The following is a 23681-nucleotide window of genomic DNA, read 5'->3' on the forward strand; positions in this document are numbered from 1 at the left end:
GGCCGGGGCGGGTGACCCCGGCTCGGCCGGACGGTGGGTGGCGGCGGGGCGCCCCCTCGCCGCGTACGGGGAGGGGGCGGGCGGGGTCAGGTGTCGTACGTGCCGTCCCACGGCTCGCCGAAGCCGAGGTTGTCGGGGTGCAGCTCGGCCCACTCCTCGCCGTCGTCCTCCCCGGTGACCAGACCGAACAGCACGCCGTCACGGGTGAGTTGGAAGGGCCGTACGGCGATGCCGGTGTAGGTGCGCCGGGGCAGGCCGCGCAGCAGGGTCGCCAGGCGGGCGCGGGCGCGGGCGAGCACCGACTCCGGGCCGTGCGGGGCGCGCTGCTGCTCGGCCCAGGTGCCCGCGCACCAGACCTCGGAGTCGCGGTGGGTGCCGTCGGCCTCGAACGTGTGCAGGACGGCGTAGAGGCGTTTGTGCTCCTCCCAGCCCGCGGCGAGGTCGAAGCCCTTGGGGAACGCGTAGGTGACGGAGCCCATGAACTGCCCGTCCTCGTACCGTCCGATCGCGTCGGTACGGCCGTGGGGCTCGTAGGCGATCGGGATGACGTCTGGAACTGCCATGGCGGAAACCATACGGTCGCAACGGAGGCCGTGGTGGCGGCGGGGTGGGATCGATCCCGCCCCGCCGGAAGAGGTCCCCTGATGTGCCCGGGTTGGGCATGGTTCCGTGCCGGCGTTCGAGGCGGCTGTCGCGGTCTCCGGGACAGCGCCGCCGACCGCGGGCTCAGAACCCCAGGTACGTGATCTGGACGAGGTGGACGCGCTCGCTGCGCACGACGACCTGGTACGTGAACATTCCGCCGGGAACGACGACGTCGCCGCCCTTCGGGTCGAGGTCCTGGTGGGCCCGGCCGTGGACGTGGACCGCTTCGGCGGCTCTGACCAACTCGTCCGCCCTGCACGCCACCCTGGCGAGGAAGTCGGCGGGCGCGGTACGGGCGGCTTCCTCCGCTCCGAAGGCGTACTCCCCCTTCCAGCTCAACCGCGCACTGCCCTCATGGCTTCGTCCAGTACGGCGGTCAGTTCTCGCAGCGCCTCCCGGGCCACGTCGGGGTCCTCGTCCTCCAGCGAGTTCCGCGCGCGCGCGAAACGGGCGGCGAGGGCGGGGCGGCGGGCGATCTCGATGTCCCGGGACCAGAGCAGGACCCAGCTCCGCACGGGGCTCAGCGACTCCCACTCCACGGCCTTGGCGAAGGCCGCGTCTTTCGTGGCCTGCATTTCCTCCAAGCGGGCCGGAGCCACGACGGCGAGGGCCGCGCGCAGGGCGTCGGGGGTCTGCTCGGGACGGGGGATCAGCTCGCGCCCGTGGTCGGCCAGTGTGCTCATGGTGTCCTCCGGGAGTACCCCCGTCAGGGTATCCGGTCCCGGCCGGGCGAGGGCTCGCATGCTCACACGGCCTCTTCCAAGGTGGCCCGGCAGTCGCGGCAGGGGCCCGGTTCGGGGGCGCGGAAGGGGCGGTCGCAGCCGTCGCAGGTCTGGAAGGGGTGTCTGGGTGCCGGGGCGGACGAGGCCGGCGGCCGGAACGGCGGCAGGGGCGGTAGCTGGGCGGCCAGGCGGTGGGCCAGGAGGGCGGCCGGGCGGGCCAGGGGCTCCGGCAGGTTCTCGGTCAGTGCGTGGCGTACGGCGGCGGGGGTGACCTCGCGCTCCAGCCAGGCGGCGACACCGGGTGCGAGGTGCTCGGCGTCCACGGCGGACAGGAGCAGGCGGGGATCGCGGCGGCGCAGGCCGCCGAGCACGTCGACGGCCGTCCGCAGGACGTCGGGGGAGGTGTACGCGGGCTGCGGCACGGCGGGGAGGCGCTTGCGTGGCGGGGGCTTGTCCGGTGCCGGGCGCCGGGCGGGCCTGACGGCGGGCCCGGCCGGGGCGGACCGGTGGCCGGGCCTGTTGCAGGAGACCGTGTGGGTGACGATCCGGCCGGTGGGGGTGCGTTCGCGGGTCCGGCGCAGGTAGCCGTGCTCTTCGAGTTCGCGCAGGGCGGCGGCGATCCGGGTGGGGCCCTCGGGGAAGCGGGCCGCGAGGGTCTTGATGTCGACGGCGGTGCCCGGCCGCACCGACTGGATGTAGCAGCCGAGCCCGATCGCCAGCAGGGACAGCTCCGCGTGCTGGGCGAGGTGGTTGCCGATCACCGTGAAGTTCTCGGTGTGGCGGGCGTGGTCGTGGACGACGCCGGACAGCGGCCGCGCGTGGGGGTGGTTTCTGCCCGGGATACGGGACTGCGTGGACGCGGGCGCGCTAGGGTTTTCAGAGTCCATCGGGAAGTCCTCCGAACTTCCTGGTGGTCAGGCCCTCGCACTGGGATGCCAGTCCCGGCGAGGGCCGTCCCATGTCTGGGGTCGTGCCTTGCTGCGGTGAGCGTAAGCCAGGCAACCGGTCCCGAATCCAGCCCAGTTGGGCATATTCACTCGCGGGAGTGAGTTTGCCCGGCGGGAGGGACGGGTGGGGCTTGGCAAGGTGCTTTCTCCCCAGTGGGTACTTCATAGGGAGCGCAGGTCGGACCGGGGTTCGACGCCTCGTGTTCCGGTGACTGCGGGCCGGGGACGGCGAGTTCGGCCCACACGGTTTTGCGGGGGTGAAGGCCCGGCACGACTCCCCAGCGGTCCGCGAGGGCCTCGACGAGCGTCAGGCCCCGGCCGGTCTCGCTGTCGGCCGCGGCCCGCCGGAGGTCCGGCAGACGGTCACCGCGGGTGTCGGTCACCTCGATGCGCAGCGTCCCGCCGACGACGTACAGCAGGAGGCGGAAGTTGCGGCCGGGGACCTTGCCGTGGCTGGCCGCGTTGTTCGCCAGCTCGGCGACGATGTGCGCGGCCGGCTCCGTCGCGAGCCCCCAGGAGCGCAGTTGCTCCGTGGCGAGCAGGCGGGCGACGCGCGCCCCACGGGGTGTGGGCGACAGCAGAACACTGAAGTTGCGGATGGGGCAGCCGGGTTGGGGCATTTCTGAGATCACGTCACTCAGCGTGGCCGAATGCGCTTAGCGTGAACAGTGACGACGCCGCTGCGTACGGTGACTGTCCGGGGCTTGTCCGGCGCTGTCCGGGCTTGTCGGGGCGGTGGGTGCGGGTAAGGGCGTCGCGGTACACGGCGGTACGGCGGAGGGGTGCGCATGTCGGTGGACGGCGAGGTACGGCTCAGGACGGAGGCGGACGAGCCGGGGTGGGAGGTGGATCCGGACGATGAGTGGGGGGTGGCTGTAGTCGCCACTGTGGGGCGGCAGTTGAAGCTGCGGCGTGAGGCCGTCGGAATGCGCGCCGCCGAGTTCGGGGCGGCGGTGGGGTACGGCGAGGATCTTGTGTACAAGATCGAGGCCGGGAAGCGGATTCCCCGGCAGGAGTATCTGGACAAGGCCGACGAGGTGCTGGGAGCGGGCGGTCTCATCGCGGCGGCCTGGGAGGACGTGAAGAAGGTCCGGTACCCGAGGAAGGTGCGTGCACTGGCGAAGATGGAGGCCAACGCGGTCGAGATCGGGGTGTACGAGTGCAGCAGCGTCCCCGGTCTGCTGCAGACGCCGGATCACGCACGCGCGCTGCTGGAGTCCTGGCTGCCCGCCTATTCGCCTGAGGACCTGGAGCGACGGGTGGCCGCTCGCATGGCCCGGCAGTCCATCTACGAGCGCTCGCCCGCTCCCGCCCTTGCCTTCGTCCTGGAAGAGGCGACGCTGCACCGCAGGGTTGGAGGCACAATGGTGAGGCGACAGCAGTTCGAACGTCTGCTGGAAGTGGGGCGGATGCCCAGCGTCACGCTTCAGGTGATGCCGTTGGACAGCACACCGCACCCGGGCATGAGCGGCAGGATCGAGTTGTTGAAGTTCGAGGACGGCACGGCTGTCGGGCGCTCCGACGGTGCCTTCAACGGCCGCCCGGTCTCGGACCTGAGGGAGCTGCGCGTCCTTGAGCTGCGGTATGGCACCATCCGGGCCCAAGCTCTTCCCCCAGGGGAGACGCTGGTCCTCATCGAGCGACTGCTGGGAGAAACATGATCCGCAAGCCCACTGCCGACGATGCTTCTGAACTGGCCTGGTTCAAGAGCAGTTACAGCAGCGGCCCCGACGGCGACTCCTGCGTCGAGGTCGCGACCACCTCCGGCACCGTCCACGTCCGTGACTCCAAGAATGCCGCAGGTCCGTGGCTGGTGTTGGGGCCTCGTGCGTGGGCTCGCTTCGTGCCGTACGCGTCGGGGGCCGACGACTCCCGCTGACCGACCGACTGGAGGGGAAACCGTGATCCGTCCGACCTTGGCCGAGAGCGCCCGCGAACCGGCGTGGTTCAAGAGCAGCTACAGCGACGGCACCAACGGTGAGTCCTGTGTGAGGTCGCGGCCACCCCCGGCGCCGTCCATGTCCGTGACTCCAAGAACGTTGCGGGTCCGTGGCTGGTGTTGGGGCCTCGTGCGTGGGCTCGCTTCGTGCCGTACGCGTCGGGGGCCGACGACTCCTGCTGACCGACCGACCGGAGGGAATCCGTGATCCGTCCGACCTTGGCCGAGAGCGCCCGCGAACCGGCGTGGTTCAAGAGCAGCTACAGCGACGGCCCCGACGGCGACTCCTGTGTCGAGGTTGCCGCGGCTCCCGGCACTGTCCATGTCCGTGACTCCAAGAGGGTCGCGGGGCCGTGGCTGGTGTTGGGGTCGCGCGCGTGGGCTCGCTTCGTGCCGTACGCGTCCGGCGTCTCGGGGACGGCGTGGTTCAAGAGCAGCTACAGCGGCGGCAACGACGGGAACTCCTGTGTCGAGGCCGCGGCCACCCCCGGCACCGTCCACGTCCGTGACTCCAAGAATGTCGCGGGGCCGTGGCTGGTGATCGGGCCGGGGGTGTGGGCGGACTTTCTGGCGTACGCGACGCGGCGCTGACCCGGTCGGCCCCTCCTCCCGGCAGGGGGGTTTCAGCGCCACGGAGTCTTTTCCATCCTCAGTCTGAGCCGGCGGGGACAGCCTGGACTCGTCTCGTGATGTGGGTGGTCGAGCGGTGGAGCTTACATTTCCAGGTAGTCGGCCTTGTCGTTAAAGCTGCCACCAGTCGGGTAGCTCGTGTCGATGAACTTGTAGCAGTAGCCGTTGGCCAGGGCCATGTACGGGTCGGGAAGGCCCGTTCGGGCGTCGTGGACGAGCGCACCGCCCAGGTTGCGATTGACGCAGCCAGCACTGGCCTTGTCCCTGAAGTCCCAGTCCCCGAGCTGCTTGGTTCCCTTGGCGGACCACTGGAGTCGACGCCCTGTGAAGTCCCCGTTCTCCCACAGGCAGACCCACCCGTAGACGCAGTCACCAGCAGCGGTGGGACTGAGCTCGCCACTGGCCTTCGCTGACGTCATGCCGTTCCCGGAGCGTCTCGTGGCTGCTGGGGTGATCAAGTATGTCGAATTTCCGATCACGATCGTCCCGATGGTCGATCTTGCGTGCGTGCTGTCACTGTTGTACTGCGTTGTGTTGCCAGGAGTCGCCTACGGAGTCTGTCCGGCCTCGTCGACGATGCCGCTGCTGATGAGGGCGACGGAGGTGACGACGGTGCCGGCCTTCCCCCAGGCGTTGTCCTCCACGAGGACCGTGCGCTCGCCCAGGAGCCTGGCCGTGCTCCTGTCGAAGATCCACTCAGTGCGTTCGCCGTTGTGTGTTCGTGCGACGGCGACCCCGGGACGGCCTGCCGCGTCCACGGCGTCGGGTACGACGTCGACCCCGGGGATGAGAGCAGCGGCCCGGTAGAGAGCCGCAGAGGTCTCGGGGGGAGTGACCCCGTTACGCAGAAGATCGCCGATGGTGACGAAGGACTGCTGATCCGGTCCCGTCGTAGAGTCCGAACCGGCTCCGTGATTCCTCTCGGCGTCATCGCGGATTCTCTTCAACAGGGCGTCGGGATCGGTCGGGAGGGCAGCCAGGAAGCCGTACGTCGGTGAGTTGAGGTTGCCCCGGCCGGGAGTGCCCGGCAACAGGTTGTCCTTACCCCCCTTGCGCTGCACGGTCCGCTCACTGCCGTCCACCGATGTCCACTGCTCCATACCCGCGTCCTCGCGCAAGAGGTCCATGTCGCCGGCCTTGTTCTCGGACAGCACCGACGTATGGCCAACCGTCTTGACGTACGCGTACTGCCCAGGGCGTACCTTCGTCTCAGGCGTCGTGGCGGCGGCCAGCGCAGCTCTCTCCAACAACTCGACCGACGCCACCGAGGCAGGTGGCACGTTGGGCGGAGCGTCAACTGCCCCGGAGCCGAGACCGATGACGACGACCGTCGCGCCGGCGGCCACTGCCGTGCCCAGCACGAGAGCGGTACGTCCCTTCAGCCGCAGGGCCAGCCGGGGGGACCGGGATCGCGTCTGCCGATCAATCTCGCTCAGCAGGTGCTCACGGCGGGCTTCCACTCGGGCGGGTGCCGGCTCCGGGCAGGGAGCCGGAGGCACCACCCGGCTTGCCTGCACACGCTCGAACCGTTCCTGCTGCTCCGGATTCATCGTGTCCTCCTCGTACGGGGAGGACGGGCTGCGGCCACCCCACTCTCCAACGGGTGTTCGCTGCCGGTCCGCGGTTCCGCGCCATGCGGATCCGCTGCCAGCTCCTCCTCGACGAGCCTGCGCAGTCTCTCCCTCGTTCGTGAGAGTCGGGAGCGTACGGTGCCCACGGGAATCCCCAACGCTTCAGCGGCCGCCGCGTACCCCAGATCGGACCAGACGACCAGAGTGAAGACCTCACGGTCGGTCCGCTTCAGGCGTTGCAACGCCCGTGCTGCGGCGGCCAGCCGCTGAGCGTCGGCCATTTGCCCGACCACCTCGTCCGAGAAGTCGGGCAGCGCCTCCGGGGGCGGAAGACGGGACATCGCGTCCCGATGCCGGCGTGCCGCCCGAGCCGTGTTGCGCATCACGTTGGTCGCGATGCCCAAGAGCCACGCCCGGACGCTCCTGACTTCCTCGCGCAGCTTGGCGCGTAGCCGCCAGGCCTCCAGGAAGGTGAGTGACATGACGTCCTCAGCGAGCGCCCGGTCACCCGTCGTTCGGACTGCATGTGCGTAGACGACGCGCGCATGCTCGTCGAAGATCTGCGCGAACGCCGCCCGATCGCCTGCCCGAACCCGTTCATGCAAGAGGAAGTCCACAGCCATAAGTGTCCGCACAGGTGCGTCGGTTCCACTTCTCCTCCGCCGCGGGCGGAGTTCGCCTGGACTGAGACAGCATCGCCACAGCGAACCAGGGCCTGATCAAGTCCCTTAGCTGTCAGGTTCGTTGGCGATGCCCGGGATGAGGAGTGCTTGTGCGTTCTCGGTGGAGCCGAGGGCCGTCGTGTGGTCGGCCCACTCCCGCGGCCCCACCCCCGTGGGCCTCCGCCGTGCGCGGGATCTTCTGGCCGTGCTCGTACGTGCTCGTCCGTGCCCGTCAGGAACCAGACGTCCTCGTCGCGCAGGCGGTGCCGGCGGGCGAGGACGTCGGCGGCGAGGGGGCGCAGGCGTGGCCGAGGCGGGGCGTCGTCGACGGGGGAGATCGGGGTCGTGACGTGGTACGTCACGACCTCACCGCATCACGACCCCACCGCGTCACGCCCCGGCCGGGGCGGTCGTCCGCGCTTACGCCGCCTCGCCGCCGAAGCGCTCCTTGTACGCCTCCAGGTCGTCGTCCGTGAGCTTGGCGAACAGCACCGGCGGGACGGTGAACGGCGTCCCGGCGGGGACGGCCGTCAGGGAGCGGGCCTCGTCCGGGGTCACCCAGGTCGCGGTGTCGCCGTCGAGCGCGAAGGCCCGGCGCATGGCGGCCGAGACGGACGGGACGAACGGCTCGGAGACCACCGCGTAGAGGTGGATCAGGTTCATCGCCGTGCGCAGGGTGAGGGCGGCGCCGTCCTTGTCGGTCTTGATCTCCAGCCAGGGGGCCTTCTCCTCCAGGTAGGAGTTGCCCGCGGACCACAGGGCGCGCAGGGCGGCCGCCGCCTTGCGGAACTGGAGGGCCTCCATCTGCGCCTCGTACTCGGCGAGGAGTTCGGCGATCTGCTCGCCGAGCCGCGTCTCGGCCTCGCCGGGCCGGCCGCCGGCCGGGACCTCCTCGCCGAAGCGCTTCTTGGAGAAGGACAGCACGCGGTTGACGAAGTTGCCCAGGGTGTCGGCGAGGTCCTTGTTGACCGTCGCCGTGAAGTGCTCCCAGGTGAAGGAGGAGTCGTCGGACTCGGGGGCGTTGGCGATCAGGAAGTAGCGCCAGTAGTCGGCGGGCAGGATCTCCAGCGCCTGGTCGGTGAAGACGCCGCGCTTCTGCGAGGTGGAGAACTTGCCGCCGTAGTACGTCAGCCAGTTGAACGCCTTGACGAAGTCGACCTTCTTCCACGGCTCGCGGATGCCGAGCTCGGTGGCCGGGAACATCACGGTGTGGAAGGGGACGTTGTCCTTGGCCATGAACTGCGTGTAGCGGACCTGGTCGTCGACCTCGTACCACCACGACTTCCAGTCGCGGTTCTCCGGGTCCAGGTCGGACCACTCCTTCGTGGCGCCGAGATACTCGATCGGGGCGTCGAACCAGACGTAGAAGACCTTGCCCTCGGCCGCCAGCTCCGGCCAGGTGTCCGCCGGGACGGGGACGCCCCAGTCCAGGTCGCGGGTGATCGCGCGGTCGTGCAGGCCCTCGGTCAGCCACTTGTGGGCGATGGAGGACGCCAGGTGCGGCCAGACGCCGTCGTGGCGGGCGACCCACTCCATGACCTCGCTCTGGAGCTTGGACTGGAGGAGGAAGAGGTGCTTGGTCTCGCGGACCTCCAGGTCCGTGGAGCCGGAGATCGCCGAGCGCGGCTCGATCAGGTCGGTCGGGTCCAGGACGCGGGTGCAGTTCTCGCACTGGTCGCCGCGGGCCTTGTCGTAGCCGCAGTGGGGGCAGGTGCCCTCGACGTAGCGGTCGGGGAGGAAGCGGCCGTCGGTGGGCGAGTAGACCTGGCGGATCGCCCGCTCCTCGATGAAGCCGTTCTCCTGGAGCTTGCGGGCGAAGTGCTGGGTGATCTCGACGTTCTGCGGGGAGGAGCTGCGGCCGAAGTAGTCGAAGGCAAGCGCGAAGCCGTCGTAGACGGCCTTCTGGGCGTCGTGGGCCTGGGCGCAGAACTCGGCCACCGGCAGGCCCCGCTCCTTGGCGGCCAGCTCGGCGGGGGTGCCGTGCTCGTCCGTGGCGCAGATGTACAGGACGTCGTGGCCGCGCTGGCGGAGGTACCGGGCGTACACGTCCGCCGGGAGCATGGACCCCACCATGTTGCCCAGGTGCTTGATTCCGTTGATGTACGGAAGGGCGCTGGTGATGAGGTGTCGAGCCATCGGGGGCTGCTCCCAGGTCGGAATTTCGTGGTTCTCGGTTCTTCGCGAACCTTGAAATCGTAGCCGACACGGCTGGGCCGCCCGCTTCCCTTCGTGAGGGGTGGGAAGGGGCGGCCCGGGGGGTTTCTCCGGTGATCTTCCGGTGCCGGGGACTACGGGCGCCAGTCGATCAGGAGGCCGTCGTAGAGCTCGGCGTCGGTGAGCTCCTTGGGGGTGGGGCCCGCGTGGAAGAAGGCCGTGTTGTCGGTCTTCAGCTTGCGGAGGTAGTCGAACGCCTTGTTGTCGTGGTCACCGAACGCGACGAAGGAGAAGAACACCGCGGGGTGGGACTTCGCGGCGTCCGTGAGGGACTGGGTGGCCGGGGTCTTCGCGTCGGGCGCGCCGTCCGTCTGGAAGACGACGAGGGCGGGGGCGCCGGGGGCCGCGTTCTCGTCGTGGTGGGCGAGGACGGCCTCCACGGCGACGTGGTAGCTGGTGCGGCCCATGCGGCCGAGGCCGGCGTGGGCGTCGTCGATCGCGGTCTCGGAGGAGGCCGGGGTGAGGTCGGCGGTGCCGTCGAGCTCGGTGGAGAAGAAGACGACGTGCACGGAGGGTTCTGCGGCGGGGGTGGGGTTCAGCTGCTCCGCCAGGGCCACGGTCTGGTCGGCCAGGGCCTGGGCCGAGCCGTCCTTGTAGTACGGGCGCATGCTCGCGGAGCGGTCGAGGACGAGGTAGACCGCGGCGCGGGCGGTGGTGAGGCCGGCCTTGGCCAGGGCGGTCGCGGCGGGGGCGGCTGCCGCGGCTGCCGCGGGGGCGGGGTCTGCGGCGGGGGCGGGGTCTGCGGCGGGGGTGGGGTCTGCGGCGGGGGTGGGGTCTGCGGCCTCGGCTTCGCCTTCGGCCGGGGTGCTCCCACCCGCGTCGCCTACGCGGGTCTCGTCGTCGGCCGCGGGCGCCTCCTGAGGGGCGTCCTCGCCGTCGGCGGGTGCGGGTGCGGGTGCGGGGGCGTCCGTGGCCGGCTCCGCCGTCGCCTTCGCGATGACCGGGTCCTCCTCGGCGGCGGGCTCCTCGGCGGCGGGCTCCTCGGTGGCGGGCTCCTCGGTGGCGGGTGCTTTGGCCGCGATCTCCTCGGCGGCCGTCCTCTCCTCGGCGGCGGCCTGCTCCGCCGCCGACACCTCGGCGACGGGCTCCTCGGGGGCAGAGGCGTCGATGACGGGCTCCTCGGCGGGGGGCTGCTCTGCGGCCGGTTCCTCGGCCGCGGGCTGCTCGGGCTCAGCCTCCTCGGGCTCCGCCTCCTCGGCGGCCGGGGTCTCGGGCTCATGGGCCGTCCCGGCGAGCGGCTGCTCCGGGGCAGGGGCCTCGGTGACGGGCTCCTCGGCGGCCGGGGTCTCCGGGGCTGCTTCTTCGGCGGCCGGGGTCTCGGGCTCGGGGGTCTCCGTGACCGGTTCCTCGGGCGTGGGCTCCTCGGGGGCCGGGGTCTCGACCGGCTGCTCCGGGGCAGGGGCCTCGGTGACGGGCTCCTCGGCGGCCGGGGTCTCGGGGGCTGCTTCTTCGGCGGCCGGGGTCTCGGCGGCCTGCTCCGCCGCCGACACCTCGGCGGCAGGCTCCTCGGCGGCAGGCTCCTCGGCCGTGGGCTGCTCGGCGGCCGGAGTCTCGGCGGGCTCCTCGGCCGCGGGCTGCTCCTGGGCCGGGGTCTCGGGCTCCGGGGTCTCCGTGACCGGCTCCTCGGCCGCGGGCTGCTCCGGGGCCGGGACCTCGGCGGGCTCCTCCGCGACGGGCTCGTCCGCGGCGGGCTCCTCCGCGACCGGCTCCTCGCCCACCGGCTGCTCCTGCTCCTGCGCATCCGTCTCGGTGACGTGCTCCTCCGCCGTGGGCTCCTCCGCCGTGGGCTCCTCCGCCGCGTGCTCCTCCGCCGCGTGCTGCTCCGGGGCCGGGGTTTCCGTGGCCGGTTCCTCGGGGGTGGGCTGCTTCGGGACCGTGATGTTGTCGAAGGCCGCCGAGACCAGTTCGTGTTCGTCGGCGGAGGCGTCCCGCGGCTCCGGGACGTGGGCCGTCGCGGTCGGTGCGGCCGTCGCGGCCGGCTGCGGTTCCGGTGACGGTGACGGAACGGTCGGCTGCGGTTCCTGCGAACGAGTCGCACCCTCCGCCTCGGCGGCACGCCCCTTGCGTGACCGCCCGAACGCGTTCCGAAGGCGAGTGAGAATGCCCATGTGCGCAACCCTTCGCGTGAGTTGATGCCCGTAGATCCCTGGCCAGGACGGACACGTAAGGTTAGCGGCCCCAGGTGGTGATCTTGGGCAGGGGCGGACACTCGGGAGCCCGGTCCGTCAAGGGCGGCATCCGGTCGCGTCCGCGCACCGCGCGTGGGCGGCCCCGGACCCGGCGGGCGGGCCCGCTCCTCAGGGCAGGGCGGGGACCGGCGGCTGCCGGGCACCGTCGTGTTCCAGCCACTCCCGGTAGGCCGGTGCCTGCCGGGCCACCTCCCAGTACGCCTGCTCCAGCGCGGGATAGACGCCGTCGAGGTCCGTCTCCGTACGGGCCGCGAGCAGCAGCCGTACGCCGAGCGGGTCGCCGTGCAGCCGCCGTACCGCCGCCGTGGGGCTGTCGGCGTGCGTGGGCTGGCAGACGGTGACCACCTCGCCGGTGGCGACCAGGGCGCCCGCGGTGTAGTAATCGCCTTGCAGGACGTGGGGGTTGACGCCCGCCGCGCGGAACATCCGGAGCACGGCGTCCCATTCGCCGTCGACGGTCGGGTCCACCATCCAGCGGTCCTCGGCCAGGTCCCCGAGCTCGACCTCCAGCTTCGCCGCGGCAGGGTGGTCGGTGGGCAGGGACACGAACTGGGGCTCGCGCTCCATCAGCACCCGGAGGCGCAGCTCCGGCGGGATGCGCAGCTGACTGCCCTCGACCTCGTGCACGAAGGCGACGTCGAGCTGGCCTTCGGCGACCATCCTCAGCAGGGCGTTCGGAGAGACGTTCATGTGGAGCGTGGGGTCCTGGCCGTGCCCGCGCAGTCTGCGCAGCCAGCCCGCCAGCGCCTTGCTCGCGGTCGAGCCGACCCGCAGCTCCGCGCCGCCCGCCGCGGCGGCCCTCGCCTCGGTGACCAGGGAGCGCATCTCGGTCACCAGCGGCCGTGCGCGGCTGAGGACCAGCCGGCCCAGCGGGGTGGGCCGGCAGCCCGTGCGAGCCCGCAGGAACAGTGCGCCGCCGAGCTCCTGCTCGATCCGGCGCAGTTGCGTGCTCAACGACGGCTGGGCGACGCCGAGCTGCCGGGCCGCCCGGTGCAGACTGCCGGTGTCGGCTATGGCGCACAGCGCGCGGAGGTGCCTCACCTCGAGCTCCATGCCCTGGGAGATTAAATCGAAGTCAGCGCTTTCACCAGCGCTACAAATCCCCCCTGATGGCCGCCAATTGGGGCCCTGATAGGGCGGTGCTATCACCGGTTGCCATCATCACAGCGGCCCCGCGGGCGCCCACACTCGCCTAGACGACTCACCCCCACACTAGGAGTCCTCCATGCGTATGGCCTTCTCCACGTCCGCCCGTGCGGCGGCGGCCCTCGGTCTCGGCGTCGCGGCCCTCGGTCTCGGTACGGCCGCTCCCGCCTCCGCCGCCCCGGCCGCCGAGGCCGGCTACGTCGCCAAGTCCGGTGCCACGGGCGGCGACTCGGCCTTCTTCCAGGCCGTGCTGAAGTCCGTCGCCGAGAAGCGGGCGGCGAACCCCACCGCGGCGGCCGTCACGGTCGTCTACAACGCCTCCGGCGCCCCGACGTTCAGCGCGCAGATAGCCCGCTCCACCCAGATCTGGAACAGCTCGGTGACCAACGTGAGACTCCAGTCGGGCTCGAACGCCGACTTCACGTACCGCGAGGGCAACGACTCGCGCGGCTCGTACGCCTCGACGGACGGCCGGGGCAACGGCTACATCTTCCTGGACTACCGGCAGAACCAGCAGTACAACTCCACGCGCGTGGCCTCCCACGAGACGGGCCACGTCCTCGGCCTGCCGGACAACTACACGGCCCCGTGCAGCAAGCTGATGTCGGGCGGCGGCCCCGGCACGTCCTGCACCAACGCGCAGCCGGACGCCACCGAGCGCAACCGGGTCAACCAGCTGTGGGCCGGCGGGTTCGCCGCGGCCCTGGACAAGGCGATGGAGAAGGCCGCCCGCTGATGCCCCGCCGGGCGTCGCGAACCGGTGAACCCTCCGGCCGCGGCCCCGGCACCCGCGCGACCCGTCCCCGGCGCCCGCCGCCGGGGCCACGCACCGGATCCACCCCCCACATGGCGCGGCCGCCCTCCTGCACGGGGCGGCCGCGCCCACGTCCGCGTCCGGACCCCGGCCGCCTTCGCCCGGCCTTCGCCCGGCCCGCGTCCGGCTTTCCGTTCAGCGGGGGGAGGCGATGGCCCGTGCCGCCGCCACCTCCTGGCGCAGGGGTTCGAGGACGCTGTCGGCGGGCCCCGTCAGGAGGGTGCGCACCGCGTGCAGCGTCTCGTTCTCGCGGACGCCCTCCGCCAGTTCCCGCAGCTCGCGGGCGACCTGGGTCACCTCGGCGGCGGTCGGCGGCTGAGCCCCGTGCTGGACGCGTACCCGCGCCGCGGTCGTCGCGTCCACGATCCGCTCCACCGCGACGACCAGCGGCCACCACGCCGCCGCCCGGCGTCCGGTCGGCGGCGGCTCGGTCAGGGCCCGCTGGAACTCCGTACGGATGACGGAGAGGTCGCGGTAGAGCCCGCGGCGCATCCGGGCGCGGGCAAAGGCGCCGAGGGCGTCCGGTCCGAAGGCGCCGCGCACATAGCGCTCGGTGTCGTCGACGGCGTCCGCGAGCCGGTCGCCGACCCGGGTGTGCCAGCTCTCCGGCCACAGCAGGTACCCGGCGACGAGGGCGATCACGCAGCCGATGAGCGAGTCCACCAGCCGGGGCAGCAGCAGGGCGGTGCCCAGGCGGTTCAGGATGTCCGACAGCAGCAGGATGACCGGGGTGATGGCGGCGGTCTGGTAGCCGTAGCCGCGCGGGGTGAGCGCCGGGACCAGCGGGGCGAGCAGCAGCATCACCGGCACGTCCCACCAGCCGCGCGGCACCTCCGCCAGCACCGCCGCCGCGATCACCAGGCCCGCGACCGTGCCGAGGGCGCGCAGCAGCGCCCGCGAGAAGACGGAGCCGAAGTCCGGCTTGAGGACGAAGGTGATGGTCAGCGCGATCCAGTACGAGCGCGGCACGGGCACGAGGGAGACCAGCGCCTGGGCGATCCCGACGCACAGGGCCAGCCGCAGGCCGTACCGCCAGGAGGCGGCGGACAGCGCGACGTTGCGGGCCGCGCGGGCGGTGCGGATGCCGAGCGCGGCCGGGCGGCCGAGGCCGTCGTCGATGCCGCGGGGGTCGGCGTCGGGGGAGGCGACCACGTCCGCCGCGTGCCGCAGGGCGTGGTCGAGCGCGCGGGCGGTCTCCGTGGCCGGGTCGGGCAGCCGCAGCCCTATGGGGCCGCTGTAGCCGGTCTCGACGGCGGACGCCAGGTGCCGTACGGCCTGCGGTACCTCGGGCGGGAGGGCGCCGCCGCCGAGGCGGGCCGCGGGGGCGGCCTCCACGACGGGGGTGACGGCGTTCAACTGGGCCAGCAGCCGGGTAAGTTCGGGGCTGCGGCCGTGGTGGCGGGCGCGGTGGGCGAGGATCGTGTCGTACGCCTGGTTCAGGGACTGGGTGACGGCGTGCCGCCGCTCGTCGTACTCCCGCGCGCCGCCCGCCGCGGAGGCGGCCAGCAGGTCGGCGACCGCGCGGTAGGCGCCCCCGACCGCGGCGCGTTCGGGCACGCCCAGCCGCAGCGGCCAGGCCAGCAGCGCCAGGGCCAGGACGAGCAGGCCGCCGCCGGAGATCAGCAGCGGGGCGAGCCACCACTCGCCCGGCAGGGGGAGGCCGGCGCCGACCACGCAGCTCAGCAGGAGCAGCAGCCCGGAGACGGAGGCGACGGCGCCGATCGTCGAGATCATCCCGGAGACCAGCGCGACGAGGGTCAGGGCGGCCACGGCGAGCCAGCCGCGGCCGTGCACCAGCGTGCCGACGGTGATGCCGACGGCGCTGAACACCTGGGGGATCGCGATGGTGGGGACGCGGACGCGGTAGGCGGCCGCGGTGTCGCTGATGACGCCGTTGAGGGCGCCCATGGAGGCGATCGCGCCGTACTCGGGGCGTCCGGCGGCGAGTCCGGCCGCCAGCGGGAGCGTCAGCGCGAGGGCGGCGCGCACCAGGGCGGGCCGGTCCACGGTGGCCGGATGGGCCCGCAGGTTGCGCACCAGCCAGTCGGGAGGGGTGAGGCCGATGGGGAACTCGCGGGGCATGCCGCCCATTATGTGCACCCCCTCGCCCGGCTCCGCGCCGCCGCGGAGCGGGACGCCTACGAGCGCCGCGGGGCGGCGGGGGGCCGCGCGGGGGCGTCGACGCGGGCCAGGAAGTCCTCCAGCGCCGCGTCGAACGCGCGGGGCCGTTCCAGGTTGGGGAGGTGGGCGGCGTCCTCGATCACGCACAGGGTGGCGTCGGGCAGGGCCGCGTGCGTCGCCCGCGCGTCGGCCACCGGGGTGTAGGTGTCGTCCGCGCCCACCACGACCAGGGCGGGGACCGTCACCCGGGTCAGCAGGTCCCGGTAGTCGGGGCGCCGGGCCCGGCCGCGCAGGGCCGCCGCCGCGCCCTCGGGCGGCGCCGAGGCCATCATGCGGTGCACGTGCGCCCTGACCCCGGCGTCGGCGGTCGGCGCGACCATCCTGTCCAGCACCTCGTCGGCGTACCCGCGCATGCCCTCGCGCAGCAGCCGGTCCGCCATGGCCTCGCGGTCGCGGGCCCCCTGTCCGGTCTCCGCCGCGGGGGAGGTGTCGGCGAGGACCAGGCCGCGGACGCGCCCGGGGAAGCGGGCCCAGCACTCCATGGCGATCTGGCCGCCCATCGACAGCCCCGCGAGGACGCACGTCTCCACCCCGAGGCCGTCCAGCAGGGCCTCGATGTCGGCCGCGAAGACCGACAGCGCGGTGACGCCGGGTACGACCGGGGAGGCGCCGTACCCGCGCAGGTCGGGCGCGACGACACGGCGGGCGGCGGACAGGGACCGCAGCTGCGGGGCCCACATCGTGCGGTCGAAGGGGTGGCCGTGGACGAGGACGACGGGAACAAGGGGGACCGAGGAGGATTCGGGCCCTTCGTCCTCGTACGCGAGGAAGAGGCTCATGCGGACGACCCTAGGACGCCCCAACTCCTCGGTGCAATAGGATCTTTGCCCTCGGTGCAATGGGAGGAACGCTCATGGACGACTACCGGCGGCTCGCGGACCGCGTGGCCGACGACATCGCCGCCGGGCGCCTCGTGCCCGGCCAACGGCTGCCGCCGCAGCGCGTGTTCGCCCGGCGGCGCGGCATCGCGGGCTCCACGGCGGGGCGGGTGTACGCCGAACTGGTGCGCCGCGGACTGGTCGTCGGCGAGGTCGGCCGGGGCACCTTCGTGCGGGCCGCGCCCCGGGGCACCGGCCGCTCCCTGGTCGAGGACGCGACCGCCGCGCCGGTCAACCTGGAGCTCAACTACCCCTCCGCGCCCGGCCAGTCGGAGCTGCTCGCCCCGTCCCTCGCCCCGCTGCTGCGCCCCGACGTGCTCACCGGGGCGCTGCGCCCCGCCCCCGCCGCCGGCACTCCCGAGGCCCGCCGGGCCGCGGCCGGACTGCTCGCCACCGGGGGCTGGCGCCCCGGCCCGGACAGCCTGCTGTTCACCGGCAACGCCCGCCAGGCCGTCGCCGCCGCCCTCGCCTCCCTGGTCCGGCCGGGCGGCCGGGTCGGCGTCGAGCCGCTGACGTACCCGGTGGTCAAGGAGATCGCCGCCCGGCTCGGCCTCACCCTGGTGCCGGTCGCCACGGACGAGGAGGGGCCCTGCCCGCGGGCGCTCGCCGCCGCCCACCGCACCGCTCCCCTGGCGGCGCTCTACCTCCAGCCCACGCTGCACAACCCGACCACGGCGACGACGACCCCCGCGCGGCGCCGCGTCCTCGCCCGGACCGTGCGCGACCTCGGCGTCCCGGTGGTCGAGGACCGCGTCTGGTCCTTCCTCGCCGACGACGACCCCCTCGCCGTCCACGTCCCCGGACTCGTCCACGTCGTCGACGGGCTCTCCAAGCGCGTCGCGCCGGGTCTCACCGCCGGCTTCCTCGCCGTACCGCAGGAGCGGGCCGGGGCGGTGGCCGCGGCCGTCCGCTCGGGCGGGTGGAGCGCGCAGCGGTTCGCGCTGGAGGCCGCCGTGCGCTGGGCCGCGGACGGCACGGTGGCGCGGCTGGTCGCGGCGAAGCGGGCCGACGCGGCGGAGCGGCAGCGCATGGTCGCCGAGGAACTGCGCGGCTTCGCCGTACGGTCCGACCCCCGCGCCTACTTCGCCTGGTGGGAGCTGCCCCCGGGCTGGCGCGCGGACACCTTCGCCGCCGCCGCGGCCGCGCACGGCATCGCGGTCACCCCCGGCCCGGCCTTCCGCGTGGACCCGGGCCGCGCCGCGGACGCCGTCAGGCTCGGGCTCGCGTCGGCTCCCGGGCCGGATCTGCGGCGGGCCCTGCGCACGCTCGCCGGCGTCGCGCGAGGTACTCCGTGAGCCGGCAGAGCAGGGCCACCGCCAGACCGCCGGCGATCAGCAGCCAGGACACCGTGCGCAGGGTCTGCGTCAGCGCGTCGTAGACGGCGCCCGCGGCCGGACGGTGGGCCGCCTCGGGCAGGTCGGCCAGCGTCAGCCGGCGGCCGATCACCACGGCGAGCAGCAGGAACGCCCCGCCGAGCGCCGTGCCCAGGGCGGTCGCGCCGACCGCGCGGCGGCGGCACGCGGCGACCGCGATGCCCGCGGCGGCCAGCGCGGCGGCCGACACCGGCAGCCAGAACCCCGCGACGTCCAGCACGTCGTACCCCTTCCTGAGCCGCTCCAGTTCCGCGGCGCGCAGCACGGAGACCTCGGTGTGCGCGACCGGGATGCGGGCCGCCATCGGGACGTGGTCCTCGGTGAGCCGCCGCTTGACCTGGGCGGTGACCGGGGCGAGGTCGACCGTGACCGGGCCGCGCCGCTCGTCGCGCAGGGCGCCGAGCACCGCGCCGTGGACCGTCCGGTTGCCCGTGTCCCACGCCGTGCGGAACGCCTCGGTACGGGTGAAGGAGCGCACCGCCTCCCGGACGAAGGGGCGCACCGCCGCGGGCGCGGGCGCGGCGGGCCCGGTGTCCAGCCGCGCGCCGACCTGGTCCATGATCCCGTCGTCCAGGGTGTCGGCCACCGCGCCCTGCACGGCGGGATCGGCCGCGAGCGGCGCCATGGCGGTCACCCAGCGGCCGGTGTCGGCGAGCCCGTACACCGCCCAGGCCGCGAGCGCGCCCAGCGGCACCAGCAGGCACGACAGCGCGATCAGCGCGGCCGACAGGGCGTTGCGCAGACGAGTGGACACCCCTCAAGGCAACGGGCACCGGGGCGGGCGCGCCCGCCGGAGCACTGCATACGGGCGTACGCCCGCCCTCTCCGGTGCGGGCTTCACCCGAACGGGTGGCTTCCGGAGCGGGGAAGCGAGAAGAGCGGCCACCGCGCGCGGCCGACCCCGTGGGTGGAGGAACGGGGGGACGGTTCGGCCCCGGCGGCCGGGGCCGAACCGTGCGTCCGTCCCTCAGCGGTAGCGAAGCCCCCCGGCGTCCTCGTGCGTGTAGTAGCGGTAGAACATCACCGCGAACGCGGCGGCGCCGATACCCAGCCCCATCAGGCAGGACCGCAGGATCGTGGCGCCGGTCTGGCTGTACAGGAAGCCGAACGTGCCGCCCACGAAGGCCGCCCACAGCACCGCGTGCACCTCGCGGCGCAGGAGCGGGGCGAGGGCGCGCACGCCCACGTACAGCAGCATGAAGGCGAGCGCGGTGACGAAGCCGAAGAGCAGGTTCCAGCCGGTGATCTCACCGCCGGAGCGCCGGTTCGCCGCGGCCCAGTACCCGTAGACCAGCCCGAGGACGACCGGGGCGGCCATGCTCAGCGCGCGGTGCGTGCGCTCGCTGAGCACGTCGGGCAGTACGCCGGGGCCCGTCCTGGAAGCGCGTCGGCGCGACGCGGGTGCCGCATGAGCCATGAGAGCACTCCTCTCTTCTCCCCGCTTCTCCCCGCCCCTGCCCTCCAGAGCACACCTGGGGCGCGTCACCGGCAAGTCGGCGGGGCGCGCGCCGGAGGCCCGCCGCGCGCCGGGCACCCGGATGCGTCCCGCCGTACGCCGTGCTTCGCTGAGGCGCATGAGGGCCGTCAGCGACGGCGGGGTCAGCCCGGCGGGCGACGCGAGCCGGGCGCGGCCGCTGCGCGTGCGCGGCCGCAGCGTCGCCTGGGTGCCGCCCCTGCTGCTGCTCATCTGCATCGTGCTGGTCGACTTCCGCACCAGCGCCGACTTCCGGGTCCTGTCCTGGATCGTGCTGGTGCCCGGTATCGCCGCCGCGATCTGCGGGGTGCGCGGAACCGCCGCCTTCGCCGTCCTCGCGCCCGTCACCTACGTCGCCGCCGACGCCGTCCTGCCGCACCAGTACCAGGCCGGGCTGCCCGACCTCGTCCTCGCCGCCCTCGGCGGCGCCCTCGCAGTCCTGGCCTGCGTGGTCCGGGTGCGCGGCGAGCGGCGCATGCTGCACATGGAGGACGTGGCCGCCGTCATCCGCAGCACCGTGCTGCGCCCGCTGCCGCCGGGGTGGGGCGGGCTGGAGCACGCGGCCGTCTACCTCTCCGCCGACAGCGACGCCAGGGTCGGCGGCGACTTCTACGACATCCAGACCGGTCTGCACGGCACCCGCGTCATCCTCGGCGACGTGCAGGGCAAGGGGCTCGGCGCGGTGGAGGTGGCCGCCGCGCTGCTCGGCACGTTCCGGGAGGCCGCCTACCACGAGGCGGACCTCTCGACGATCGCCGGACGGCTGGAGGTGCGGATGCAACGGCACATCGCGATGCGCAGGGCCCTCGGCAGGGAGGACGGCGACCGGTTCGCGACGGCCGTCCTGATCGGCTTCCCCGCGAGCGGGCCGCGGGGGGTCGAGGCGCTCGTCCTCGGCCACGACCCGCCGCTCGTCGTCGGCCCCGGCGGCGTGCGGCGGCTGCCGCCCGGCCACGGGCTGCCCGTCGGGATGGGCGAACTCGACCCCGCCGCGCCCCCCGTGCTGCACGCCGTCCTCGCCCCCGGCGAGACCCTGCTGATGACCACCGACGGGGTCACCGAGGCCCGCGACGGCGACGGCGCCTTCTACCCGCTGGACGCCGACGTCGCCGAAGCCGTCGCCGCCGACCCCGGCCTCGCGCGGCCCCGGCGCCTGGTGGCGTTCGTGCGCGAGCGCACCCTGCGGCACTGCGGCGGCCGACTCGGCGACGACACCACGGTCTTCGCGGTGCGCCGGGCGGACCCGGAGGGCGGCGAGCCGGACCGGGCCGGGCGGCCGGCGCGGGCGGACCCGCCGGGTGGTGAGGGAGCGGAGCCGGGTGGTGAGGGGGGCGGAAACGGGCTGTCGGGGCGGTGAGAATCCCCTCTTCGCACCCGCAGCGGTTACCGTGCTGCCGTACGTGATCGACGGCGGGACCGGGGAGAGACCGATGCCAGGAACCGTGCTGCTGCTCGCCGCCTCGCCCGCGGGCAAGGGGCGCCTGGTGGACGCCGCCTCCGTGCTCCCGGTGCTCGCCGCGGTCCCGCCGGGCGTGCTCGCGGGCACCGGCACCGCCAACGTCGTGGAACTCGCCGACCCGCTGGACCCCCAGGCCGTGCTGACCCGGCTGCGGGCCGCCGCGGTCTCCCCCGGCCCGCTCACGCTCTTCGTCACCGGCCAGCTCCAACTGGACCGCCGCCAGCACCTGCCCCATCTGGCGCTGGCCCGCTCCACCCCGGCGACCGTCCGCTACAACGGCCTCCCCTGGCACTGGATGCGCGAGGAACTGCGCCTGCGCCCGCCCGGGTCGGCCTCCCTCGTCCTCGACCTGCACGCCGACGCCGAGTCCTGGCAGTGGCTGCGCTCCCACCCGCTCGACTGCGGGCGCACCGTCGCCGTGCACGGCAGGATCGCGCCGCCCCCGAGCCGCCGGGCGGTGGCCGGGCCCGCGTACATGAAGGCGGTCGCCACCCTGCTGCGCAGCGGTCACCGGCCGCCCCTGGACCAGCTGCACCAGCGGGCGCTGTCCCGGATCGCCCCGGAGGGCGGGGCGGGCGTCGACATCGTGCTCAGCGCGCACAGCCCGGTCCCGGCCGATCCGCACGCCGACATCGCCGCCGCCGCCCAGGCGGGCCGGCACACCGACGCCGAGGCGCTGGCCGCCCGGCACGAGAACACCGCCGTGCACACCCACGGGCCCGCCTCCGAGGAGGCCCTGCACTGGGCCGAGGTCCGCGCGGACCTCGCGATGCTCGCGGGCGACCCGGTGCGCAGCTGCCGCAGCTGGCTGACGGTCGCCTCCTCCCGGCTCTCGGCCGGCCAGGCCCCCGACGCGCCCGCCGTGGAGGCCGCCGTCGACCGCGCCCACCACCAGTGGGGCCGCATCCACGACCCGGCCCCCGTCCGTGAACTGGGGGCCGTCCTGGTGGAGTTGCGCAGCCGGGTGCCGGGCCGCCGCGAGGGCGCCCTCGACGACGTCCGCCGCCGGCTGCGCCGGCCCGCCGTGCCCGGCCAGGACCGCGCGGGGGACGCCCGTGTGCACACCGTGTGCCCCGCCGGTCCCGATCCCGTGAGGTCTACCGCGTCGGCGCCGCCGGGGTGACATGCTGTGCCCGCTGCTGCGGCGGCAGCGCGTGGGCCGCTCTCGCCGGGCCCGCGTTCGCCGCGAGGAGCAGGGTCGCCACGGCGACCACCGCGGCGGCCAGGCCACGGGCGTAGCGCTCGGTGGTGCTGGTGCGTTGCTGCACGGCGACCTCGCAACAGCCGGGTGTTAACCACGTTTAATACGCGGTTTAACCTAGGGGCTGTCGGACACCAACGGCAAGGGGCACAGGGGGAGTTGAGCGTGTCGGACCGAGATGATCCGAAAACGATCGGGCGCCGGGTGCAGCAACTGCGCGCCGACCGGGGGCTGACGCAGCGGCAGTTGGCGGAGCCCGCGTACACCCCCGCGTACATCTCCACCCTGGAGGCGGGCCGGGCCCGCGCCTCCGACGAGGCGCTGCGGCACATCGCCGAACGGCTGGGGGTGGCCTTCGAGGAGATCGTCACCGGACGCCCCGCGCACCTCGTCACCGACCTGCGGCTGCGGCTGACCGAGGCCCGGCGCGCGCTGGCCACCGGCGACGCCGAGGCCGCCGCCGAGCAGTACACCGCGCTCCTCGCCGAGGCCGAGGCCCACGGGTTCGCCGAGTCGCGGGCCGAGGCCCTGCTCGGACTCGGCGAGTGCGGCCTGGAATCCGGCGAACTCGGGCCCGCCCGAAGCCACTTCGAGCACGCCGAACAGGTGCTCGCCGCGGCCGGCGCCCCGCTGCCCGCCCGGGTCCCCGCCCTGCGCGGACGCGCCGTCTCCCACTACCTCGCCGGTGAACTGCGCTACGCCGTCTACCTGCTGGAGTCCACCCTCGACGAGCTCAACCGGGGCGGGCTGCACGACCCCGACGCCCTGCTGCTGCTCTACGCCAGCGTCATCGGCCCCTACATGGACATGGGCGCCCACGCCCGCGCCGCCCAGGCCGCCGAGTACGCCCTCGCCCTCGCGCCGCAGGCCGGCGACCCGGCCCTGGTCGCCCGGATGCACCGCTCCGTGGCCCGCACCCTGCTCGCCGAGGGCAAGGTCGCCGAGGCCGACGCCTCCCTCGGCAAGGCGGCCGAGCTCTACCGGCAGCTCCAGATCCGCACCGAACTCGCCAACTGCCACTGGATGCGCGGCTACGTCTACGCCCAGAACGGCGACCTGGAGCGGGCCGAGGCGCAGCTGCGCGAGGCGCGGGCCATGCTCACGGCCAAGCGCGCCGCCCTCTACACCAGCCAGGTCGCCGTCGAACTCGCCGACGTGCTGCACCGGCGCGGCAAGTCCGAGGAGGCCGCCGCCCTCCTGCGCGAGGTGCTCAGCGACCTCAGCCCCGAACGCGGCGCCCTGCACGCCGCGGCCGCGCACCGGCTCCTCGGCATCATCGCCGAGGACGCCCGCGACACCGAGACCGCCGAGGAGCACTACGTCCGCGCGCTCAGCCTGCTGGAGCGGGCGGGCGCCGCCGGCGACCTCGCCGACCTGTGCCGGCTGCTGGGCGATCTGCTGCGCCGCTCGGGGCGGGTCGAGGCGGCGCTCGACGCGTACCGCACGGGACTGGGGCACCGTACGGCGCCCGGCACCACCACCCTCGGCCCGGCGCCCGCGCAGCCGCCCCTGTGAAGCGGACCCCCGCCGGCCCGCTCACCGGGGTGTTTCGCCAGGCGGGCCCCGGGTAGTCGGCCGGGGTCCGGGGCGGCCGGCGCAGGCCGGGACCGCCCGGACGCAGCGGCCACGTCGACGG

24 protein-coding genes and 3 pseudogenes are annotated in these 23681 nt (G+C 73.9%); 10 read left to right on the forward strand and 17 right to left on the reverse strand.

The genetic code is table 11. The annotated features are described in order from the left end of the window. Positions 1 to 86 precede the first annotated feature (86 nt). The 5 genes from SZN_RS05245 to SZN_RS05265 all read right to left on the reverse strand — a co-directional run bounded on the left by SZN_RS05245 (position 87) and on the right by SZN_RS05265 (position 2934). Positions 87 to 563, reverse strand: coding sequence for a hypothetical protein (locus SZN_RS05245; RefSeq protein ID WP_007492101.1), 477 nt, complete (start codon positions 561 to 563; stop codon positions 87 to 89). Between the two features lie 163 nt (positions 564 to 726). Beyond that, positions 727 to 984, reverse strand: a complete 258-nt coding sequence (locus tag SZN_RS05250) for a hypothetical protein (protein WP_007492103.1) — start codon at positions 982 to 984, stop codon at positions 727 to 729. Further along, on the reverse strand, positions 981 to 1328 hold the full coding sequence (locus SZN_RS05255; protein WP_007492104.1) for a hypothetical protein: 348 nt from the start codon (positions 1326 to 1328) through the stop codon (positions 981 to 983). The genes SZN_RS05250 and SZN_RS05255 overlap by 4 nt, the downstream gene beginning before the upstream one ends. Positions 1329 to 1390: 62 nt before the next feature. Next, a complete protein-coding gene (locus tag SZN_RS05260) occupies positions 1391 to 2254 on the reverse strand; it encodes a helix-turn-helix domain-containing protein (protein WP_007492105.1) in 864 nt (287 codons plus the stop codon). 146 nt (positions 2255 to 2400) lie between these two features. Then, positions 2401 to 2934 carry an ATP-binding protein gene (locus SZN_RS05265; protein WP_007492106.1) on the reverse strand — a complete coding sequence of 178 codons (534 nt, stop codon included), beginning with the start codon at positions 2932 to 2934 and terminating at the stop codon, positions 2401 to 2403. Positions 2935 to 3102: 168 nt separating this feature from the next. Between SZN_RS05265 and SZN_RS05270 the strand changes: the two genes are divergently transcribed. The 5 genes and pseudogenes from SZN_RS05270 to SZN_RS41875 form a co-directional block, all read left to right on the forward strand. Continuing rightward, positions 3103 to 3975 carry a helix-turn-helix domain-containing protein gene (locus SZN_RS05270; RefSeq protein ID WP_007492109.1) on the forward strand — a complete coding sequence of 291 codons (873 nt, stop codon included), beginning with the start codon at positions 3103 to 3105 and terminating at the stop codon, positions 3973 to 3975. After that, positions 3972 to 4193 (forward strand): DUF397 domain-containing protein, encoded by a 222-nt coding sequence (locus SZN_RS05275; protein ID WP_007492114.1) that lies wholly within the window; start codon positions 3972 to 3974, stop codon positions 4191 to 4193. The genes SZN_RS05270 and SZN_RS05275 overlap by 4 nt, the downstream gene beginning before the upstream one ends. Before the next feature lie 105 nt (positions 4194 to 4298). Then, positions 4299 to 4436, forward strand: a complete 138-nt coding sequence (locus SZN_RS43435) for a DUF397 domain-containing protein (RefSeq protein WP_425274418.1) — start codon at positions 4299 to 4301, stop codon at positions 4434 to 4436. A gap of 21 nt (positions 4437 to 4457) precedes the next feature. Next, a pseudogene (locus SZN_RS05280) lies at positions 4458 to 4661 on the forward strand (DUF397 domain-containing protein); the annotation flags it as partial. 24 nt (positions 4662 to 4685) lie between these two features. After that, a pseudogene (locus SZN_RS41875) lies at positions 4686 to 4844 on the forward strand (DUF397 domain-containing protein); the annotation flags it as partial. Positions 4845 to 4966: 122 nt separating this feature from the next. On the opposite strand, the gene SZN_RS05285 reads toward SZN_RS41875, so the two are convergent. From SZN_RS05285 to SZN_RS05310, 7 genes and pseudogenes are all read right to left on the reverse strand, one after another. Continuing rightward, positions 4967 to 5302: a peptidase inhibitor family I36 protein gene (locus SZN_RS05285; protein WP_007492119.1), complete on the reverse strand. Its 336-nt coding sequence runs from the start codon at positions 5300 to 5302 to the stop codon at positions 4967 to 4969. A gap of 129 nt (positions 5303 to 5431) precedes the next feature. After that, entirely contained in the window at positions 5432 to 6433 is a 1002-nt protein-coding gene (locus SZN_RS05290; RefSeq protein ID WP_043728451.1) for a CU044_5270 family protein, read from the reverse strand. Continuing rightward, positions 6430 to 7077 carry an RNA polymerase sigma factor gene (locus SZN_RS05295; protein WP_043728456.1) on the reverse strand — a complete coding sequence of 216 codons (648 nt, stop codon included), beginning with the start codon at positions 7075 to 7077 and terminating at the stop codon, positions 6430 to 6432. The genes SZN_RS05290 and SZN_RS05295 overlap by 4 nt, the downstream gene beginning before the upstream one ends. 183 nt (positions 7078 to 7260) lie before the next feature. Then, positions 7261 to 7478 (reverse strand): annotated as a pseudogene (locus tag SZN_RS42320) (class I tRNA ligase family protein); the annotation flags it as partial. A gap of 58 nt (positions 7479 to 7536) precedes the next feature. Beyond that, positions 7537 to 9252 carry a methionine--tRNA ligase gene (metG, locus tag SZN_RS05300; RefSeq protein ID WP_007492126.1) on the reverse strand — a complete coding sequence of 572 codons (1716 nt, stop codon included), beginning with the start codon at positions 9250 to 9252 and terminating at the stop codon, positions 7537 to 7539. Positions 9253 to 9404: 152 nt separating this feature from the next. Further along, positions 9405 to 11438, reverse strand: a complete 2034-nt coding sequence (locus SZN_RS05305; protein ID WP_007492129.1) for a VWA domain-containing protein — start codon at positions 11436 to 11438, stop codon at positions 9405 to 9407. Positions 11439 to 11627: 189 nt separating this feature from the next. Continuing rightward, entirely contained in the window at positions 11628 to 12572 is a 945-nt protein-coding gene (locus tag SZN_RS05310) for a LysR family transcriptional regulator (RefSeq protein ID WP_007492131.1), read from the reverse strand. 172 nt (positions 12573 to 12744) lie between these two features. Here SZN_RS05310 and snpA point away from each other — a divergent pair, with 172 nt between their 5' ends. Beyond that, complete coding sequence (snpA, locus tag SZN_RS05315) at positions 12745 to 13401, forward strand: snapalysin (protein WP_043728461.1); 657 nt, start codon at positions 12745 to 12747, stop codon at positions 13399 to 13401. A 213-nt stretch (positions 13402 to 13614) separates the two neighbouring features. On the opposite strand, the gene SZN_RS05320 is transcribed toward snpA, so the two are convergent. Together SZN_RS05320 and SZN_RS05325 are read right to left on the reverse strand one after the other, a co-directional pair. After that, entirely contained in the window at positions 13615 to 15561 is a 1947-nt protein-coding gene (locus tag SZN_RS05320; RefSeq protein WP_043728536.1) for an FUSC family protein, read from the reverse strand. 56 nt (positions 15562 to 15617) lie between these two features. Continuing rightward, positions 15618 to 16439 carry an alpha/beta fold hydrolase gene (locus tag SZN_RS05325; protein WP_007492137.1) on the reverse strand — a complete coding sequence of 274 codons (822 nt, stop codon included), beginning with the start codon at positions 16437 to 16439 and terminating at the stop codon, positions 15618 to 15620. A 74-nt stretch (positions 16440 to 16513) separates the two neighbouring features. Here SZN_RS05325 and SZN_RS05330 point away from each other — a divergent pair, with 74 nt between their 5' ends. Then, positions 16514 to 17833 (forward strand): aminotransferase-like domain-containing protein, encoded by a 1320-nt coding sequence (locus SZN_RS05330; protein WP_007492139.1) that lies wholly within the window; start codon positions 16514 to 16516, stop codon positions 17831 to 17833. Here SZN_RS05330 and SZN_RS05335 read toward each other — a convergent pair. Beyond that, positions 17748 to 18665 carry a hypothetical protein gene (locus SZN_RS05335; RefSeq protein WP_007492141.1) on the reverse strand — a complete coding sequence of 306 codons (918 nt, stop codon included), beginning with the start codon at positions 18663 to 18665 and terminating at the stop codon, positions 17748 to 17750. The two genes, SZN_RS05330 and SZN_RS05335, sit on opposite strands and share 86 nt — an antisense overlap. Before the next feature lie 213 nt (positions 18666 to 18878). After that, on the reverse strand, positions 18879 to 19328 hold the full coding sequence (locus tag SZN_RS05340; protein WP_043728464.1) for a hypothetical protein: 450 nt from the start codon (positions 19326 to 19328) through the stop codon (positions 18879 to 18881). Between the two features lie 157 nt (positions 19329 to 19485). On the opposite strand from SZN_RS05340, the gene SZN_RS05345 reads away from it, so the two are divergent. Then, positions 19486 to 20742 (forward strand): PP2C family protein-serine/threonine phosphatase, encoded by a 1257-nt coding sequence (locus tag SZN_RS05345; protein WP_007492144.1) that lies wholly within the window; start codon positions 19486 to 19488, stop codon positions 20740 to 20742. Positions 20743 to 20815: 73 nt separating this feature from the next. Continuing rightward, entirely contained in the window at positions 20816 to 21967 is a 1152-nt protein-coding gene (locus tag SZN_RS05350; RefSeq protein WP_050815011.1) for a hypothetical protein, read from the forward strand. Here SZN_RS05350 and SZN_RS41255 read toward each other — a convergent pair. Further along, a complete protein-coding gene (locus tag SZN_RS41255) occupies positions 21942 to 22112 on the reverse strand; it encodes a hypothetical protein (protein ID WP_007492146.1) in 171 nt (56 codons plus the stop codon). The two genes, SZN_RS05350 and SZN_RS41255, sit on opposite strands and share 26 nt — an antisense overlap. 98 nt (positions 22113 to 22210) lie before the next feature. Here SZN_RS41255 and SZN_RS05355 point away from each other — a divergent pair, with 98 nt between their 5' ends. Next, complete coding sequence (locus SZN_RS05355) at positions 22211 to 23560, forward strand: helix-turn-helix domain-containing protein (protein ID WP_043728466.1); 1350 nt, start codon at positions 22211 to 22213, stop codon at positions 23558 to 23560. Positions 23561 to 23681: the final 121 nt, after the last annotated feature.

This window comes from Streptomyces zinciresistens K42 (genome assembly GCF_000225525.1).
GTDB lineage: Bacteria > Actinomycetota > Actinomycetes > Streptomycetales > Streptomycetaceae > Streptomyces > Streptomyces zinciresistens.

Bases quoted from the DNA above. Each gene is read 5' to 3' on its own strand.
- SZN_RS05245 (WP_007492101.1), bottom strand. From the start codon at position 563: ATGGCAGTTCCAGACGTCATCCCGATCGCCTACGAGCCCCACGGCCGT.
- SZN_RS05255 (WP_007492104.1), bottom strand. From the start codon at position 1,328: ATGAGCACACTGGCCGACCACGGGCGCGAGCTGATCCCCCGTCCCGAG.
- SZN_RS05260 (WP_007492105.1), bottom strand. From the start codon at position 2,254: ATGGACTCTGAAAACCCTAGCGCGCCCGCGTCCACGCAGTCCCGTATC.
- SZN_RS05265 (WP_007492106.1), bottom strand. From the start codon at position 2,934: ATGCCCCAACCCGGCTGCCCCATCCGCAACTTCAGTGTTCTGCTGTCG.
- SZN_RS05270 (WP_007492109.1), top strand. From the start codon at position 3,103: ATGTCGGTGGACGGCGAGGTACGGCTCAGGACGGAGGCGGACGAGCCG.
- SZN_RS05275 (WP_007492114.1), top strand. From the start codon at position 3,972: ATGATCCGCAAGCCCACTGCCGACGATGCTTCTGAACTGGCCTGGTTC.
- SZN_RS05285 (WP_007492119.1), bottom strand. From the start codon at position 5,302: ATGACGTCAGCGAAGGCCAGTGGCGAGCTCAGTCCCACCGCTGCTGGT.
- SZN_RS05290 (WP_043728451.1), bottom strand. From the start codon at position 6,433: ATGAATCCGGAGCAGCAGGAACGGTTCGAGCGTGTGCAGGCAAGCCGG.
- SZN_RS05295 (WP_043728456.1), bottom strand. From the start codon at position 7,077: ATGGCTGTGGACTTCCTCTTGCATGAACGGGTTCGGGCAGGCGATCGG.
- metG (WP_007492126.1), bottom strand. From the start codon at position 9,252: ATGGCTCGACACCTCATCACCAGCGCCCTTCCGTACATCAACGGAATC.
- SZN_RS05305 (WP_007492129.1), bottom strand. From the start codon at position 11,438: ATGGGCATTCTCACTCGCCTTCGGAACGCGTTCGGGCGGTCACGCAAG.
- SZN_RS05310 (WP_007492131.1), bottom strand. From the start codon at position 12,572: ATGGAGCTCGAGGTGAGGCACCTCCGCGCGCTGTGCGCCATAGCCGAC.
- snpA (WP_043728461.1), top strand. From the start codon at position 12,745: ATGCGTATGGCCTTCTCCACGTCCGCCCGTGCGGCGGCGGCCCTCGGT.
- SZN_RS05320 (WP_043728536.1), bottom strand. From the start codon at position 15,561: ATGCCCCGCGAGTTCCCCATCGGCCTCACCCCTCCCGACTGGCTGGTG.
- SZN_RS05325 (WP_007492137.1), bottom strand. From the start codon at position 16,439: ATGAGCCTCTTCCTCGCGTACGAGGACGAAGGGCCCGAATCCTCCTCG.
- SZN_RS05330 (WP_007492139.1), top strand. From the start codon at position 16,514: ATGGACGACTACCGGCGGCTCGCGGACCGCGTGGCCGACGACATCGCC.
- SZN_RS05340 (WP_043728464.1), bottom strand. From the start codon at position 19,328: ATGGCTCATGCGGCACCCGCGTCGCGCCGACGCGCTTCCAGGACGGGC.
- SZN_RS05345 (WP_007492144.1), top strand. From the start codon at position 19,486: ATGAGGGCCGTCAGCGACGGCGGGGTCAGCCCGGCGGGCGACGCGAGC.
- SZN_RS05350 (WP_050815011.1), top strand. From the start codon at position 20,816: ATGCCAGGAACCGTGCTGCTGCTCGCCGCCTCGCCCGCGGGCAAGGGG.